Origin of the sequence: Limimaricola sp. (assembly GCF_016125575.1) — a bacterium.
In the GTDB taxonomy this organism is placed as follows: domain Bacteria; phylum Pseudomonadota; class Alphaproteobacteria; order Rhodobacterales; family Rhodobacteraceae; genus WGLM01.
Genome location: NZ_WGLM01000003.1, coordinates 126,570 through 142,399, shown reverse-complemented (window position 1 = coordinate 142,399; position 15,830 = coordinate 126,570). Strand labels below are relative to the sequence as shown.

Genomic DNA, 15,830 nt, shown 5'->3' with positions numbered 1-15,830 from the left:
GATGGCGCTGTTCCTCTATGGCACGCTTCTGCATCCGCCACTTATGGCGCTGATTGCGGGCCCGGGGCCGAGCCGGGCGGAACCGGCCTCGCTGCCCGGGCACGCCGTTGATCGCACCGCCGAAGGGCATCTGCCGATGCTGGTCGTGCGCCCGGGGGCCGAGGCGCAGGGGCAGCTTTGGACCGGCATGGATTCGGCGCAGCTGGCCCGGCTTGATGCCTATGAAACGCCTTTTGGCTACCGGCTTGCGCCGGTCAGCGTGCGACGGGCGGATGGCACGGTGGCAAAGGCACAGGCCTATTTCCCCGATGTTGCCACTTCTGGCAGCGGAGTGCCGTGGTCGCTGGCCGAATGGGTGGCCCTTGAAAGCCCGCAAACCTTGCTGGCCGCCTCCGAGATCGCCGCGCATGATCCACCACTTTCGGGGGCGGAGCTGGCCCGGCAATGGCCGATGATCCGCCACCGCGCCAGCGTGCGATTACGCGCCGCGCAGGAGGCGACGCCGGCCACGCTTCGCCGCGCTGCAAGCAGTCCTGCGCCTGAATTGCTGATCGAGCGGGGCCGGGCGGGCAGCTTTTTCAAGCTGGTGACGGTGGATCTTCGTCATCCCACGTTCGCCGGGTCACCATCGTCGGTTCTGACGCGCGACGGATTTCTTGGGGCGGATGCCGCTTTGGTGCTGCCTTATGACGCCGCGCGCGACCGCGTTCTGCTGGTCGAACAATTTCGCGTCGGCCCTTTCCTGCGCGGCGATACCAACCCGTGGACGCTGGAACCTGTCGCGGGGCTCATCGACGCGGGCGAAGAGCCGGCCGCGGCCGCCCGGCGCGAAGCCCGCGAAGAAGCGGGGCTGGAATTGCAGGACTTGACCCGGATGTTCGCAACCTATGCTTCGCCCGGTGCCTCGACCGATCATTTTCACTGCTTCCTTGGAATTGCCGACCTGCCGCAGAACGAGGGCTGGCATGGCGGGCTGGCAGAAGAGCACGAGGATTTGCGCCTTCACGTTCTGTCGCTCGACGCGGCGCTGGAGCTGATCGAGACGGGCGAGATCAACGTGGGCCCGCTGGTGGCCATGCTTTACTGGACGGCTCGCCGTCGCGACCGGCTGGCGGTGCAACGCCGGGACGCGCAGCCGTGAGCCGGGGCCGCCTTGAGTTCGCCCGACCGCGCGACTAGACAGAAGCCACAGACGCGAAGGGGGCCGACATGACAATCCGCAATGACCTGGCCGAGGCTGTCGGCAACACACCCCTGATCAAGCTGCGGGCAGCGTCCGAGGCGACGGGCTGCACGATTCTCGGCAAGGCCGAATTCATGAACCCGGGCCAGTCGGTCAAGGACCGCGCCGCGCTTTACATCATTCGCGACGCTGTGGCGAAGGGGCTGTTGCAGCCGGGCGGAACCATCGTCGAAGGGACCGCCGGCAATACCGGCATCGGGCTGGCGCTGGTGGGCGCTTCGATGGGGTTCAAGACGGTCATCGTCATCCCCGAGACGCAGAGCCAGGAAAAGAAGGACATGCTGCGGTTGGCCGGGGCGGAACTGGTGCAGGTGCCCGCCGCGCCTTACCGTAACCCCAACAACTACGTGCGCTATTCCGGTCGTCTGGCCGAGGAGTTGGCAAAAACCGCGCCCAACGGCGCGATCTGGGCCAACCAGTTCGACAACGTCGCCAACCGGCAGGCGCATATCGAGACGACCGGACCTGAGATCTGGCAGCAGACCGCTGGCAAGGTCGACGGCTTTATCTGCGCGGTGGGCTCTGGCGGCACGCTGGCGGGCGTGGCCGAGGCGCTGCAGCCCAAGGGCGTCAAGATCGGGCTGGCCGATCCCGACGGCGCGGCGCTGCACAGCTTTTACACGACAGGCGAATTCAAGAGCCAGGGCGACAGCATCACCGAAGGCATCGGGCAGGGGCGGATCACCGCCAATCTCGACGGCTTCCATCCCGACATGAGCTTCAACATCCCCGATGCCGAGGCGCTGCCGATCGTTTTCGACCTGTTGCAACATGAGGGGCTGTGCCTTGGCGGTTCGTCCGGCATCAACGTGGCCGGGGCCATCCGCATGGCCCGAGAAATGGGGCCGGGCCACACCATCGTGACGGTGCTATGCGACTACGGCACGCGCTACCAGTCCAAGCTTTACAACCCCGAGTTTCTGCGGGCCAAGGGCCTGCCGGTGCCGGGCTGGCTGGAGGCGGCCCCGGCCTCGATCCCCGGCGTGTTCGAAGAGGCATGATCCGCGCGGCGGTCCTTGGCGCTGCCCAGGGGCTCGTCACGGGGCTGTTGCTGGCCCTTGCCTTGCCGGGCGCGGCCACGGCGCAACAAACCACCTCCACGACCCCGCCCACGACAACCTCATCGCAGGTGCTGGGCGTCAGCGATACAGTGACGCCTGTCGCCGACACGTCGGCGACGCCCACGCCCGTCACAGCCCCCACCGTCGTCAGCGCGCTGCAGCCGGACTATGCAGAGTGGGGACGCGTGGCGACCCGTGCCGAGAAGGCCGCCGAGGCCGGCATCGCCTCGACCTTCGCGCTGGAACGGCTGCGCAGCGAGTTGGCGGGCTGGCGGGACAAGTTCTTGGCGGCTCAGGCGATCAACGCGCCTCGCATCGCCACCGTCGAGGGGCAGATCGCCGCGCTGGGGCCCGCGCCAGAGGCCTCGGTCAACGAGCCACTGCTGATCACCGCGCGACGGATCATTCTGGCGGACGAGTTACAGCGGCTGAAATTGCCTTCGCAACTGGCGACCGAGGCCTATGCGCAAGCCAACGGCCTTGTGGGCGAGATCGACGGGCTGATGCGCGAGCGGCAGACCCAGAAGCTGACCACGCGTGGCGCCTCGCCGCTGGAGCCCGACAACTGGGCGATGACGATGTCGGCGCTGGGGGCTGGCCTGTCTTCGGTTGCGGCCGAGGCGCGCGCGGCCGTCATGACCGATATGGGCACGGGCGAACTGGCGCAGAACCTGCCGCGCGCGCTGGTCTTGCTGGCCATTGGCATTGTCCTGATCTGGCGCGGTCGTCGCTGGATGAGCGAGCTGCTGGCCATGGTCGCAGCCCGGCCAAGCGCAGGGCAGGGCGTGTGGGTGTTCCTGATGGCGGCGGGACAGGCGGCGCTGCCTTATGCCGGCGTGCTGTTCGTTGCGGCGGCCCTGTCGGCGTCGGGCTTGGCAGGTTACCGCGGCAGCAGCCTTGTGGGGGCTCTGCCGGCGGCGGCTGCGTTTGTCTATGTCGGCCGCTGGCTGGGATTTCATTTCTTTCCAGAGGATCCTGCCGCAGGCGGGCCGATGGACCTGACCCAGGCCGCACGCCGCCGTGGCCTGCGGATTGTCGCCGGACTGAGCTGGACCCTTGCCGGCGCGACGATGCTGATCACACTGGCGGCACAGGGCGACAATGCGGCGACGGTGACCGCGGTCGTCAGCCTGCCGATCGATATCGTCATTGGCATCTTCCTCTTCCGCCTTGGTCGCTTGATGGCCGATCCTGCGGCCCCCGCAACAGAGACCAGCCGTCAGCGCTACCGTCAGCGGCTGGTGATGGTGCTGGGCCGGGTCTTCATGGCCGTGGCCGTGGTGGGGCCGGCCCTGTCGGCGCTAAGCTACGGGGCCGCAGCGCAGGCGCTGCTTGGCCCCTCGATCATGTCGCTGGCAGTGCTGGGGGCGACGATGATGCTGCAGGGCTTTGTCACCGACCTTTACGGCCTTGTCACCCGCGCCCCCGAGGACCGCGCCGATGCGCTGGTCCCCGTCCTGATCGGCCTTGTACTGATCTTTGTCTCGCTGCCATTCCTTGCACTGATCTGGGGCGCGCGTGTCACCGACCTGACCGAGATCTGGACCCGCATCAACGAGGGCCTGACGCTGGGCAGCGCACGGATCTCGCCCGTCGATTTCCTGCGCTTTCTGGTGATCTTCGTACTGGGCTTTACCCTGACGCGACTGTTGCAGGGCACGCTGCGCAATTCGGTTCTGCCAAAGACGACCATCGATATCGGCGGTCAGAATGCGATCGTGGCGGGGCTGGGATACCTGGGCATCTTTCTGGCGGCGCTGGCGGCGATTACCGGTGCAGGTATCGATCTGTCGAGCGTCGCAATCGTCGCCGGTGCACTGTCGGTCGGGATCGGCTTTGGCCTGCAGAACATCGTGTCGAACTTCGTCTCGGGGATCATCCTGCTGATTGAACGTCCGATTTCCGAGGGCGACTGGATCGAGGTCAACGGCAAGTCGGGCTATGTCCGCTCGATCAGCGTGCGTTCCACCCGGATCGAAACCTTCGACCGTTCGGACGTGATCGTGCCCAATGCCGACCTGATCTCGGGGCAGGTGACGAACTGGACCAAGTCCAACACCACAGGGCGGGTGATCGTGACTGTCGGCGTGGCTTATGGCACGGATACGCGCAAGGTCGAGGCAATTCTGGAGGAGATCGGCAATGCGCACCCAATGGCGCTGGCCAACCCCGGTGCCTTCGTCAACTTCGTGGGCTTCGGGGCGTCGTCGCTGGATTTCGAGCTGCGGGTGATCCTGCGCGACGTCAACTGGAGCCTGGTCGTCAAGACCGAGATCAACCACCAGATCGCCCAGCGTTTTGCGGCCGAGGGCATCGAGATACCCTTTGCCCAGCATGACATCTGGCTGCGCAATCCCGAAACCCTGCGACCTGCCGGCCCGCCAGCGCCACCCGACACCACCACAGACAGCGAGGGCTCTTCATGACCACGCCACTTTTCCGCGACGATGCCTATCTGCAGCAGGCGCAGGCCCGTGTTCGGGCGATCACGCCCGAAGGCGGCGTGGTGCTGGACCAGAGCATCTTTTATCCCACCGGTGGCGGCCAGCCCGGCGATAGCGGCGAGATTTCCTGGGAGGGCGGTGCGGTGCGTATCGCCGCCACCGTGAAGGGCGAGGAGGGCACCATCGTGCTGGTGCCCGAGGAGGGCGGCACGCTGCCAGCGCCCGGTATGGTGGTCGAGCAACGGATCGACTGGGCACGGCGTCATCGCCTGATGCGCATGCATACCGCGCTGCACCTGTTGTCGGTGGTCATCCCGCTGCCGGTCAGCGGTGGCGCCATTGGCGAGGCCAAGGGGCGGCTGGATTTCGATATGCCCGAGCCACCGGAGGATCCCGCCGCGCTCGAGGCCGAACTGAACCGCCTGATTGCAGCCGACCTGCCCGTTGGCACCGAATGGATCACCGAGGCGGAGCTTGATGCGCAGCCGGGCCTCGTCAAGACGATGTCTGTCGCGCCGCCACGTGGCGCGGGCCGGGTGCGGCTGGTCCGGATCGGGCAGGGGGCCGCCACGGTCGACCTGCAGCCCTGCGGCGGCACCCATGTCGCCCGCACCGGCGAGATCGGCCACGCCAGCCTTGGCAAGATCGAGAAGAAGGGCCGCCAGAACCGCCGTGTGAGCCTGCTTCTGTCCGATTAGGCCGCAGGAAATGGCGATGCCCGCCTGCGCCGGCCCCGCCGACAGGCGGTCAGCGCCTGACGCTGTCGCCCGCTGCGCCGGATGTGAAGAGCCGCGAACGGCAGCAAGTTTGCTACTACGGCCCGTTTTCGCCTCCTTCCTCTTGCAGCCGCCCCACGCTTCTGGCTAGAAGCGCCCGCAAGGACAGTTGGCCGAGTGGTCGAAGGCGCACGCCTGGAAAGTGTGTAGGCGGGAGACCGTCTCGAGGGTTCGAATCCCTCACTGTCCGCCACTTGGTTCCAGTAAATATCTGTTATTGAACAGAAATCTGGGATGACATTTGGTCTCGCCCCACATTCCAGCCCACACCGTGAAAAAGTGCTCCCCTGTCTTTCGTTTCCTCGGCCCGCCTCGCGGGCTGTCATCGAGAACGGGAGCAACCCACATGACGACGACTCACCAACAAGACCGCTTGGCCACCATCGCGGAGCTGTTCGAGGCATGGCGCGCAGAGGGCGCGCGGCTGGACAACGGAGTGGCCTCCGACGACGACCTGGCCGCGGGCTGCGAGGCGATGCACCGCCTTGAGGTCGCCGCTCTGGCCCTGCCGCCGCGGGAGCCGCATGACGTTTACCGGCAACTCGTGATGTGCACCGATGCGCCGGCTGCCGAAAACACCACCACCGCCGCCCGGTTGCAGCGAGAGGCGCGCGCCGCGCTGGGCATGTAGCGGCCACAGGGGCGGCGCTGGGCAGATCATGCGCCGCCCTATCCCCAACCCTATGGCGCTGGCGTCTCACAAGGTCCAGCCATGCCGTCACGCGCTCCGCAGGAGCCCGCTCTAGTGGCTACTGCCCGGCCCTTGGGCTTTGTGGCATCCAGCACCTGAAGCGCCAGTCCAGTCACCTCCTACATCGTCGAACCGTCCGCTGTTCGACTGGGGCCAGACCCAGAAGTGGCGCCGGCAACCCCTAGTGACGATGGAGGGGGGTGGCTGACGCGGCAGAACCGCGCGAGGGGGCCGGGGTGGGGGAAAAATCGCGCGCGCGGATTCTCTATTCGTCTCCCCCTCTGGCAAATTTTTTTCATGTCTTGCCAGTCGGATAGTCTGCCGCCGCGGATCGTCGGATTTAGGCTATTCTTCCTCCCCCATCCTTCTCCCGTAATCGCAAGTCGATGATGCGGTCATGGACATGCCTCAACCTGTGTCGGTTCAGCTTCTCGGCGATACCAATAAAGACGGCCAACCCTACAAACAGGGTAAGAACGTTGTCATTCGAAATTAGAGCCAGCCAATTTGGGCCCAGCCCAATGACGACGAGCAATGCTGCTAAGCCAGCCCACTGATTTATGCGCATGTCACGCTTCAGGGCATCCCTTTCCAGTTCAAGCCCGACAATCTCGAATCCAATGTCTACCGGCTGCGACATCTAGGCCCCCCAAAGAATATCGGCGATTCTACTTTCCGGCGGTCGGCAGCGGCGGTCAACAACTCGATCCCGGCTCTTGATTCTCGATCGTCAAGAGACCTCGTGCACCGTACTTGCCTCGGGCTGCTCGGAACGTGATGCATGTGCGGACCGAAGGACAACTTTGCCCGAAACTGTTCAAGGGAGGAGAGTGATGACTCTCTACGGCAACGAACCGGAAGTGTTCGTCCTGTCTATTGTCGCTGGAAGCCTATTACTCTTTCGCGCAGACCCCGGCGCTCTTGGTCGTTTTGCCAGATGTCGAAGATCTCGGTCGCAAGCAAAATTGGATCGAAAGGTTTCACGATGACGCCGGCCGCGCCGACGCTCATTAGATTGTGGATGTCCGTCTTTCGGACCTTTGCCGTCAGGAATATCGCCGTCGTGTCGACAAGGCTGGGAATTGACCGCAAGCGCTCTAGCGTTTCCGGCCCGGTCATCTCAGGCATCATGACGTCCAGAAGCAAGACGTCAGGGTTCCAGTCAGCTGCCGCCTCAATGGCAGCCTGACCTGTCGCGAACTGTCGAAACAGCAAGCCACCGATCTGCTCGACCGCAATCTGCGCAATCTCCCGCACGTCGTCGTCGTCGTCAACGTGCAGCACCTTGAGAGGATGTCGATCGGGGCCAAGCATCAGAGGGTCGCAGCCACGCGCCGGAAAGTTTCGTTTAAGAATTCGCGCGCGCGCTCCGCTCTTGGCATTTGCACTGCAGCCGCAGCCTCGGTCGAGGCTCGTATAGAGGTTAAGTTCATCATTGCTGCCTGGGACGTTTCACCGTCGAGAACGAACTTAGGGCCTACGGCATAAGCGTCCATACCGATGCGGTTCATCCATCGTTTGAAAACAGCGGGGACGATCCCGATGACGTGCCTCACCCCTTCGGCGCTGGCTGCTGCAGCCATGTCCGTCAGCAGCATGCGCTGCACTTCGCCCCGTTCCTTCGCTGGCACGCTTTCGGCAACGAAGAACCGGGTCCCCTCCCAAAGATGATCGGCGACAGGTGCCTCGAAATAGAGCGGATCCAACGGTAGGCCGTCGAGAAGACCAAGCTGTGCGTCCCTGATCATGTAGCTGTGGAGGCCGCATTGAGCCGTGGTTGGAGCGATCCTGACTCCGCCCTTCACCACGTCACCGTCATGCGCCACGATCCAACGCGCTTTCGGCGTATCGTACTGGTCAAATTCCATGCCATCGACCTCAGGGAGCTTCCATCCTTTTGACAGGATGAACACGTCGCGACGGGCCCTCAGGTAATTCGTGAATAGCGGTCCGTGCAGATGAAGGTTATGGATCGACAAGGTTGTCGCGGTCAGCGAACAAGTGGTCAACTGGGCTCCGTGCTTGCTGCGAGGCTTTCCCGACAAGGAGCCTGCAAGTCCGTTCCAGCCACGGGTTTCTACAGGTGTCGCTGCCTCCAGCGCGGGAAAAACGCGTTGCGCTTTCGATGCCTGGTTCTCCCTTAGCGTGTGCATGTCGACTCACCTTATGCGATAGTGATTTGTTTCCCACATTCTTATAGATTGCAAGGTTTGGCCACATTGTTGCCGGATCCAAAAGCAGTAATCGGCTCACGTGGGGATTTCTTGGCAAGTCGACTGGTACGTGACCAAATCGTTCAGCGTGCCATGATGTTGAAGGTAGACCAATGACTGCGGCGATCGTGACACCCTTGGCGGGAATGGGGACCGAGCGAGGTGACTACCTGGCACGCCAGATGAAGGACTACGCGAAGATCGGGATGAAGTTGACCGTCCAGCGGCATGCGATCTACATCGCCGCTGCCACCTTGGCGGGGTGGTATTACAGCGTTTGGCTCGCGGCCGCGGCAGCGAGCCTAATGGCAATCTCTGAAGTCTTCGACCTCGCCCTGTTCCGGGCCATCCTCAGATGGCGTGATGATGATTCAGATACTGGACGTCGATACCTCACGCTCCTTTACATCAGCACCGTGCTGAGCGCGGCCGTGATCATCTACTATGCCGTCGCCATCGCGGTTCAGCAGGGTCCAGCGGCACATTTCATGTCTCTGTTCTTTCTTTTCGCCGCCGCCCTGTTCGCGGCGATGAACAACCACCAACTGCTTCCTCTCCTGATCATCCGCCTTTGCCTTTACGGCGCGGCCTTCATTGCCATTCCGGTCCGTGACCTGATCCTTACAAAGGCCAGCATCGAGTCGGAGCTGTGGGCGCAGTTCTTTACCAGTGTTTTTGTGCTCTATTTCGTTGTGGACTGCTCAAGGATCTACCTCACTCTTTACCGCAAGAACTTTAACCAGATGCAGGCGCTGAAGATTCAGAACCGCAAGGCCGAGGAAGCTTCGCAGGCGAAGACGGAATTCTTGTCGACCATGAGCCATGAACTGCGAACCCCTCTGACGTCGATCAAGGGATCGATCGACGTGCTGCACGGCGGGCATATCGCCCCGCTCCCCGATACCGCGATCAGCATGCTGTCGGTCGCGCAGCGCAATTGCACCCGGCTGATCAACCTAATCGACGAGATCCTCGACCTGCAGCGGATCGAGTCCGGAAAAATGGAGTTCGATTTCGAGCCGATCGAGGTTGAATCCTTCGTGGCCCAGGTCCTGTCATCGAACACACCGTTCGCCGCGAGACTGGGCGTTACGCTGAGGGCCGCGCCGATCTCGGGTCCTCTCTTCGTCATGGCTGATCGGACCCGACTGGAACAGGTCATGGCGAACATCCTATCCAATGCTGCAAAGTTTTCGCCGGAAGGTGGGGCGGTCGAGGTGCGCGTCGAGCGTCACGGCAAGAATCTTCGAATATCGGTGAACGATGAAGGGGTGGGCCTGCAGGAGTCCGACCGCGAGCGCGTCTTCGAGAAGTTCAGCCAAGTCGACGCCTCCGACACGCGGAAGATCGGAGGTACCGGATTGGGGATGAACATTTCCAAAGAAATCATGCTGGCTCATGGCGGATTGATCGACTTCACACCGAACATCGGCAGGGGCACAACGTTCTTTATCGAACTGCCGCTGGTTGACGGGGTCACCGCGCAAACGCTCGCGGCAGAATGATTACGGTGCGTTTGCGTTCACCGTCGGGTGCCGGCCGCAGCGACGCTAGCCGACCACGACAGAACCTGCCGCGGGCCCTTCACACCGAAGTTGGTGAATCGAGATGAGGGTCCTGATCGTGGACAACGACCTCGAATTTGCGGGGGCTCTGGAAGTGGAACTGCGCCACCAGGGCCTGGAGCATATCGTCGTTGAGCAATCCGGTCCTGCGGCGTTGGCAAGGATCGTTCCGTCCAAGAATGAATTCGACTGCGTTTTTTGCGCTTCAAGGTTGTCTGAAATGCCGGGCGGCGAGTTCGTCAGCATTGTCAGGGCCATCAACCTAGCAGGAGGGCCTACGATCATCATGACAGTGTCGGCAGTGGACCGTGGTACGATCCTTGCCGCTCTCGAGACCGGCGCGGACGACTACATTACCAAACCGCTGGATCGTATCGAGCTTTGGGCGAGGCTGACTTCGATCCGCAAGCTGATGGCGGCGTTCAAACGGGCTGAACAGGCGGAGATCGCACTCGGCAGTATCGTCGTTCCTCAAGGGGCCTACAGGCACTGAAAGTCCAAGGATGGCAGGCCTAACCTTGATGAATGGCTGGCATGCCCCAGTGATCAGTCACCTGTCGCCAGCGCGTCAAGCAGCACCAAAAGTGAAGCGTGCTCCTTTGGGCCGAGGCGACGCATCTTCTTCAGGATATCGTTGTCGACCGATCTCACCTCAATGAAATGTCCGGCGTCGGGGTCACTCCACAGGTCGGGAAAGAAGCTGGAGACGGGCACTTTCAGGGCCGCAGCAATTGACCACAAGCGAGAGGCCGAAACGCGGTTCTGACCCGACTCATATTTCTGCAGCTGCTGGAACCTGATGCCGACCCTATCGGCTAGGGCCGCCTGCGTGAGATCGGCGTGAAGCCTCTCCGACCGGATCCTTTTCCCAACATATGCGTCAATTTCATGCATGTCTCATCTCTTCCCGCAGACTTCGGAGTCGTCAACCAAGAATTGTTTTTCCGAAGTTGGCAGTTTCGATAGGAATCCAACAGATCGAGGTTGGCTGGTCGATCAAACCTTGCCGACGACCCATATCACCTTGCCAATCACCCTGACCTGATCCGCAGGCCATTCCTGCGGCGGGTAGCTATGACGGTTATCCTCGGCGGTTGCATTTTGCGGAATCTGGCCTCGCATTATTTTGCAAGCATGACGCACCTTCGCCCAGTCCCGACCCCGAAGCCCCGTATCAGCGCCAAGCTGCGTGCTGCGATGGATTACCGCGTCCGTGGCGCGACCATCACGGAAGCCTGCGAGAAGGCGAGCCTATCGCCTGCGGGCTGGCACAAGGCCATGAAGCGCCCCGCAGTCCGTGACGCCTATGAGGCCGCCCAGGCGCGGTTCATCGCAGAGGCCGAGGGCCTGCGAGCGGTGGCGAAGGTGCGGGCGTTGGAAGTGGCGCTGGATCTCATGCTCAACGCCAAGTCGGAAAGCATCCGCGCCCGGATGGCAGAGTTTCTCGCGGCCGACGCGAAGGTCTCGCCCGTGGCGGTGCACGTCGATGCCCGGCAGATCGCGGGTGCCTACGAATACCGCCGGCCCGGTGAGCGTGTCGTGGAGATCCAGCAGGCGCCCCACGAAGAAACTTAGCGGCCCACGGGCGTCGCTGCCTGTCCGAACCATCGCTGTTGAAGGGGACATCTGCTCAGGTCAGCGGCACAACAGGGCGAGCCGGTATTGCTTTCGCGTCTATATGCTGGGCATTCTGATATGACAGGTCGTCACGACACGATGACTGAGGGAGACGCCGATGACCACTGCCGCTGCGTTGCCAAGCCTTGAATAGCCTGGCCTTGTTCCGCGATTCTGGCCCTGCCGGAAAAGTCATATCGCCCCAGTTGGAAATGGGTGCCTATGAAGCCCTGTTCATGGAACAAGGAGCCACCTTCAAGACGCTGGCAGAGATGTTTGCCAAAGATCCAACAGCGTTGCCGTCCGATTTTGTACCTCACCACGAGGCAGATCAAACAGCCTCCATGGTGCTTGAGAAGTTGCACAAGTCTGGGGTTTATCAGTTTGGTGTCCGCGTTCACAAAGCTGGCGACTATCCAGCAAAGCTTCGAGACGCCAAGCATCCGGTCGAATTGCTCTATTATCAGGGCACTTGGGAACTGAGCGAGATGCGGGGCATAGCGGTGGTCGGGAGCCGCAAGCCCTCCCAGGAAGGTGTCAGGCGAGCTGCGCGGATCGCGAAGGAGTTGGTGGCGCGAAATTTTGCTGTTGTATCAGGCTTGGCTACCGGCATCGACCGGGCCGCGCACACCGCAGCGCTAAGGGCCGGAGGCACAACTATTGCCGTCATCGGGACACCGCTGGGTGAACACTACCCGAAAGAGAACGCCGACCTTCAGGACTTGATAGCGAAACAGCACCTTCTCATTTCACAGGTTCCAGTCCTTCGGTACGCGGCACAACCGTTTCAGCAGAAGCGATATTACTTCCCTGAGCGCAACGCGACGATGAGCGCCCTCACCGAGGGCACAGTCATCGTTGAAGCCGGGGAAACCTCGGGGACACTCACCCAAGCCCGCGCGGCATTGTTTCAGGGTCGGAAGCTCTTCATTCTCGACAGTTGCTTCCAGAATCCTGCCATCACTTGGCCGGCTCGATTTGAGAAGGAAGGGGCCATTCGGGTTCGGGAGCCAGAAGACATCGTGAAGGCGCTGGTCGACTGATGGCCTTCACCAAGGTGGACGAGCTGATCCGTCGCGACCACAACGCCCTAAATGTAGACGACAAATGCATATTTCTCCGAGAGTACAGGGCTAGGGGCGGCTACGAGGGTGAAACCAATAAACTGATCTGGAACCTGAAAAAGAAACCCAGTGAGCGCGACACTAAGAAAGGATACCATTACAAGGGCATAGCCATTCAACAGGCCGCGGCGGAACTCGCCGCAAACTTGAATCCCGAATGGTTGGATCAAGCTACGCTCGTCCCAGTACCCGGATCGAAAGCGTTGGGTCATCCCGATTATGACGACCGCATGGTTCAGATTTGCCGAAATATCAGGCCCGGTCTGGATGTTCGAAGCTTAGTTGTCCAAACGACATCGACTGAGGCGTCACATGCCGCTGGTGACGGCCACCGAATGACGGTTGAAGAGCTTCTTAGAGTCTACCAGATCAACGAAAACTTGGCCAATCCCCCGCCTGTAAACATCGGTATCTTCGACGACGTACTCACAGTCGGACGACACTACCGTGCCGTGCACACCATCATCTCACAGCGATTCCCTGGTGTGCCAATTACGGGCATCTTCATCGCTCGAACGATACATCCAGACCCATTCGCTGACTTCCAATTTGACAGCGCCTAGGCTCAGAGGTGCTCAGCGGGCTCAATATCACAGACTTGGTCTGACCCAACGGCAGTGCCTCTAGGCATGGCAGGAAAGGACAGCAGCCCGCACAGGGATCTTTCCAATCCGACGGCCAGAGGCCAGCCGGGCCTGACGAGAACGCCTTGCAGGCAGCATCAGCGCCAGAACACGCGCAGGACGCCCGCGCCGCTGTAGTTCGATGCCCCTGTGCCGCCGCCCGAGCCATAGGCCCCGATGCCGCCCCAGAAGCCGGACGGGCTGTAGTTGTAGCTCGAACCCCGGAACACGATATCGCCGCCAGAGCCGGTCGCCGATGATGTCGTGCCGTCAGCCGTGCTCAAGCCGCCGCCCGCGCTGATCGAGAGCGTCCCGTCCGAATAGGTGGAAGCGTTGCCGACTGAGCCGTCTACGCCGTTCCCCACCACCGCGGCGCCGAGCGATGTCGTGACGGAGGCAAGCTGGGAGAGCGGGACGTTGTATTTCACCACCGTCGCGCCCGATCGCCCGAACTCGACGTTGCCGCCGCTGCTGCCGCTGCCGGTCACGTAGATGTCCGCATGTGTCGCACCGGTCGGCGCATCGCCGGCAAGGTCATAGCTGGTCAGGTTGCTGGCATAGGTGGAGACGCCCTTGATGCCGCCCTGGGCCACGACGAATGCCGTGGTAGCTATCTGCTCCGTGTCGGTGCCTGCCGCCGCCGTAGGGGCCTTTGGCGCGCCGGTGAACACGGGGCTCTCCTTCGGCGCCGCTGCATCGGCAAGGGCCCCCTGCGCCGCCGTGGCGTAGGCGCTGGCCGCCGTCACCGCCGCCGTGCCCAGCCCGAGCAAAGTCCGCGCCGCCGCCGCATCCGCCGCCACCACGACGCTGCCCATGTAATCCGACACGGGATATTCGCCGGCCGAACCCGCCGCCACCGTCACGTTGCCGTCCGCGTCGAAGGCCAGGTATTTCGAGGCGCGGTCGGTAGGAATGACCACGTTGGCAACGTCGAGAACGCGCAGGCTTGCAGCACCGTCGCGCTTGGCGTCTGCGACAATGGAGGTAAGCCGCCCGAGTTCGATATTCAGCTTGCGTGCGAGTCCCGGATCCGTGGCGAGATAGTCGACGCTGCGGGTAGCCGATGCGACGGACTGGATTGTGACCTGCGTGCCCGCGTCCCGCGCGGTGTTGAGCGTGACTGTCGCTGCATCGCAGTAGCCACCCACGAAGGTGCCGGCCACGGAATATTCGGCGCCGTCCAGAAGGACGCCATCGACATAAACGGCCACCTCATCCGTGAACAGGCGAAAGCCGACATCGAATGGCCCCGCCGTGGTGGAGCCAAGCGTAATCGTGGTCGATCGGGGGGAGGGAGATACCGTTGCCATGATGACAAGATGCGAGACCGCGTGCCCGAGGCAAATGCAGCCGACCCGCTAGATTGCCTTGCAAATGAGGGGCGGCCGGCAGGCCCCTCGGTAACGCTCCGATGCCGCCATTTCGGCCGAGACGTCGAGACTGAACCAATTCGGCGGACGGGTGTGGCAAGTCACTGATGCGACGGGTGGGCAGTTTCCGCGCCATCCTGAAATCAAGAGTTGGGCGCATCCTTTGCCTGTTCAGTTCCGGTCTGGGTCCTCGGTCGGCAACCGTTGCCATTACCAGCGGGCAATGGGCTCGAACCACCACTTGGTTTCGATTGCTGCAAGGCGAGAGAGAACCTTTTTCCGGTCTTTCCAACTGACATAGGCGGCGATGATGGCAGCAATACCTCCGACGCCCAGAACCCCTGCGGCCTGTCCGGCCGTTCCGTCAGTCGTATCAGCGATGGCGATACACAGGGCCATTGTGCCGCCGATAGCGTAGCCGGAGGTGTGGTCGGGCCGGTTCAATTCTTCCTTGAGCCGGCCGCGCTCGATGGCGTCCCTTGCCCTTTCGGCAGCTACGTCAAAGCCGAAAAGCGTTCTCATCAGGTCATCCGTCTCATCGACTTCAAACGAGGCGATTACTTCGCTGTAGGCGAGAGCGACTTGCTCCGCTGCAACGACCTGCCCCCGGAGCGCGTCAACCTGGGCGTCGGTCAGGCTGATGTTGTTGATCTCTCGCACGAGGCGCCGAAACTGCTCTTCGATCTGGAACGGCACCCAGTCTATGGCCAGGGCTTCTTCAAAGCTCATGGTCTCGCGCAATGTCTGGTCGATGATCTGCGCCCGCCGCTGCCGTTCGCTTCCGGCAACCTCGACCGGCTCATTCAAAATGGCTCTGGCGAGGCATCGCACATCTGTCGCCAGTTGCGAAAACGGATACTCACCTGCCACGTTCCGCCTCCCGCTGGGTCTCTGCATGAGGTGCGTTCCGCTTCGAGGACAAGGGCAATCCGCACGCATGTCAACACAGCAGTGCCTCCGCCACCCGCCACAGGCGCCACTAGGGAGTGCTTCATCTCTTCTGGGGCTCGCCCCCTGGCTACCCAGAGCGCAAGTGGTGGCCAATCATAGGACCGCGCAGGGCCGTCGCTGGCGGTCTTAGCCGTGCAGAACATGCCCGACTA

General features: G+C 62.4%; 16 protein-coding genes and 1 tRNA gene. 11 read left to right on the top strand and 6 right to left on the bottom strand.

Annotated elements, in window-relative coordinates; genetic code table 11:
* Position 1: 1 nt before the first annotated feature.
* From GC146_RS06570 to GC146_RS06545, 6 genes are all read left to right on the top strand, one after another.
* Positions 2 to 1,141 (top strand): gamma-glutamylcyclotransferase, encoded by a 1,140-nt coding sequence (locus GC146_RS06570; protein ID WP_291836138.1) that lies wholly within the window; start codon positions 2 to 4, stop codon positions 1,139 to 1,141.
* Between the two features lie 68 nt (positions 1,142 to 1,209).
* Positions 1,210 to 2,244, top strand: coding sequence for a cysteine synthase A (locus tag GC146_RS06565; RefSeq protein WP_291836135.1), 1,035 nt, complete (start codon positions 1,210 to 1,212; stop codon positions 2,242 to 2,244).
* Positions 2,241 to 4,730, top strand: a complete 2,490-nt coding sequence (locus tag GC146_RS06560; protein WP_291836134.1) for a DUF3772 domain-containing protein — start codon at positions 2,241 to 2,243, stop codon at positions 4,728 to 4,730. Before GC146_RS06565 ends, GC146_RS06560 begins: the two co-directional genes overlap by 4 nt.
* Complete coding sequence (locus GC146_RS06555) at positions 4,727 to 5,446, top strand: alanyl-tRNA editing protein (protein ID WP_291836132.1); 720 nt, start codon at positions 4,727 to 4,729, stop codon at positions 5,444 to 5,446. Before GC146_RS06560 ends, GC146_RS06555 begins: the two co-directional genes overlap by 4 nt.
* Before the next feature lie 181 nt (positions 5,447 to 5,627).
* Positions 5,628 to 5,717: transfer RNA gene (locus GC146_RS06550), tRNA-Ser, on the top strand.
* A 153-nt stretch (positions 5,718 to 5,870) separates the two neighbouring features.
* On the top strand, positions 5,871 to 6,155 hold the full coding sequence (locus tag GC146_RS06545) for a hypothetical protein (RefSeq protein WP_291836129.1): 285 nt from the start codon (positions 5,871 to 5,873) through the stop codon (positions 6,153 to 6,155).
* 400 nt (positions 6,156 to 6,555) lie between these two features.
* On the opposite strand, the gene GC146_RS06540 is transcribed toward GC146_RS06545, so the two are convergent.
* The 3 genes from GC146_RS06540 to GC146_RS06530 form a co-directional block, all read right to left on the bottom strand.
* Positions 6,556 to 6,855, bottom strand: a complete 300-nt coding sequence (locus tag GC146_RS06540; RefSeq protein WP_291836126.1) for a hypothetical protein — start codon at positions 6,853 to 6,855, stop codon at positions 6,556 to 6,558.
* A 233-nt stretch (positions 6,856 to 7,088) separates the two neighbouring features.
* Positions 7,089 to 7,529, bottom strand: coding sequence for a response regulator (locus tag GC146_RS06535; protein ID WP_291836123.1), 441 nt, complete (start codon positions 7,527 to 7,529; stop codon positions 7,089 to 7,091).
* Entirely contained in the window at positions 7,529 to 8,368 is an 840-nt protein-coding gene (locus GC146_RS06530; protein WP_291836120.1) for an acyl-homoserine-lactone synthase, read from the bottom strand. Before GC146_RS06530 ends, GC146_RS06535 begins: the two co-directional genes overlap by 1 nt.
* A gap of 173 nt (positions 8,369 to 8,541) precedes the next feature.
* Between GC146_RS06530 and GC146_RS06525 the strand changes: the two genes are divergently transcribed.
* Positions 8,542 to 9,933, top strand: coding sequence for an ATP-binding protein (locus GC146_RS06525; protein WP_291836117.1), 1,392 nt, complete (start codon positions 8,542 to 8,544; stop codon positions 9,931 to 9,933).
* 118 nt (positions 9,934 to 10,051) lie between these two features.
* Positions 10,052 to 10,486 carry a response regulator gene (locus GC146_RS06520; protein ID WP_291836114.1) on the top strand — a complete coding sequence of 145 codons (435 nt, stop codon included), beginning with the start codon at positions 10,052 to 10,054 and terminating at the stop codon, positions 10,484 to 10,486.
* Between the two features lie 53 nt (positions 10,487 to 10,539).
* On the opposite strand, the gene GC146_RS06515 is transcribed toward GC146_RS06520, so the two are convergent.
* Positions 10,540 to 10,887 carry a helix-turn-helix transcriptional regulator gene (locus GC146_RS06515; RefSeq protein ID WP_291836111.1) on the bottom strand — a complete coding sequence of 116 codons (348 nt, stop codon included), beginning with the start codon at positions 10,885 to 10,887 and terminating at the stop codon, positions 10,540 to 10,542.
* Between the two features lie 240 nt (positions 10,888 to 11,127).
* Between GC146_RS06515 and GC146_RS06510 the strand changes: the two genes are divergently transcribed.
* The 3 genes from GC146_RS06510 (at position 11,128) to GC146_RS06500 (ending at position 13,297) form a co-directional block, all read left to right on the top strand.
* Positions 11,128 to 11,568, top strand: coding sequence for a hypothetical protein (locus GC146_RS06510; protein WP_291836108.1), 441 nt, complete (start codon positions 11,128 to 11,130; stop codon positions 11,566 to 11,568).
* 203 nt (positions 11,569 to 11,771) lie between these two features.
* Entirely contained in the window at positions 11,772 to 12,653 is an 882-nt protein-coding gene (locus GC146_RS06505; protein ID WP_291836105.1) for a DNA-processing protein DprA, read from the top strand.
* Complete coding sequence (locus tag GC146_RS06500; RefSeq protein ID WP_291836102.1) at positions 12,653 to 13,297, top strand: hypothetical protein; 645 nt, start codon at positions 12,653 to 12,655, stop codon at positions 13,295 to 13,297. Before GC146_RS06505 ends, GC146_RS06500 begins: the two co-directional genes overlap by 1 nt.
* Positions 13,298 to 13,455: 158 nt before the next feature.
* On the opposite strand, the gene GC146_RS06495 is transcribed toward GC146_RS06500, so the two are convergent.
* The gene (locus GC146_RS06495) at positions 13,456 to 14,667 is read right to left on the bottom strand and encodes a hypothetical protein (RefSeq protein ID WP_291836099.1); all 1,212 of its coding nucleotides are present in this window, start codon (positions 14,665 to 14,667) and stop codon (positions 13,456 to 13,458) included.
* A gap of 270 nt (positions 14,668 to 14,937) precedes the next feature.
* On the bottom strand, positions 14,938 to 15,597 hold the full coding sequence (locus GC146_RS06490) for a hypothetical protein (protein ID WP_291836096.1): 660 nt from the start codon (positions 15,595 to 15,597) through the stop codon (positions 14,938 to 14,940).
* Positions 15,598 to 15,830: the final 233 nt, after the last annotated feature.

Bases quoted from the DNA above. Each gene is read 5' to 3' on its own strand.
- GC146_RS06570 (WP_291836138.1), top strand. From the start codon at position 2: ATGGCGCTGTTCCTCTATGGCACGCTTCTGCATCCGCCACTTATGGCG.
- GC146_RS06565 (WP_291836135.1), top strand. From the start codon at position 1,210: ATGACAATCCGCAATGACCTGGCCGAGGCTGTCGGCAACACACCCCTG.
- GC146_RS06560 (WP_291836134.1), top strand. From the start codon at position 2,241: ATGATCCGCGCGGCGGTCCTTGGCGCTGCCCAGGGGCTCGTCACGGGG.
- GC146_RS06555 (WP_291836132.1), top strand. From the start codon at position 4,727: ATGACCACGCCACTTTTCCGCGACGATGCCTATCTGCAGCAGGCGCAG.
- GC146_RS06545 (WP_291836129.1), top strand. From the start codon at position 5,871: ATGACGACGACTCACCAACAAGACCGCTTGGCCACCATCGCGGAGCTG.
- GC146_RS06540 (WP_291836126.1), bottom strand. From the start codon at position 6,855: ATGTCGCAGCCGGTAGACATTGGATTCGAGATTGTCGGGCTTGAACTG.
- GC146_RS06535 (WP_291836123.1), bottom strand. From the start codon at position 7,529: ATGCTTGGCCCCGATCGACATCCTCTCAAGGTGCTGCACGTTGACGAC.
- GC146_RS06530 (WP_291836120.1), bottom strand. From the start codon at position 8,368: ATGCACACGCTAAGGGAGAACCAGGCATCGAAAGCGCAACGCGTTTTT.
- GC146_RS06525 (WP_291836117.1), top strand. From the start codon at position 8,542: ATGACTGCGGCGATCGTGACACCCTTGGCGGGAATGGGGACCGAGCGA.
- GC146_RS06515 (WP_291836111.1), bottom strand. From the start codon at position 10,887: ATGCATGAAATTGACGCATATGTTGGGAAAAGGATCCGGTCGGAGAGG.
- GC146_RS06510 (WP_291836108.1), top strand. From the start codon at position 11,128: ATGACGCACCTTCGCCCAGTCCCGACCCCGAAGCCCCGTATCAGCGCC.
- GC146_RS06500 (WP_291836102.1), top strand. From the start codon at position 12,653: ATGGCCTTCACCAAGGTGGACGAGCTGATCCGTCGCGACCACAACGCC.
- GC146_RS06495 (WP_291836099.1), bottom strand. From the start codon at position 14,667: ATGGCAACGGTATCTCCCTCCCCCCGATCGACCACGATTACGCTTGGC.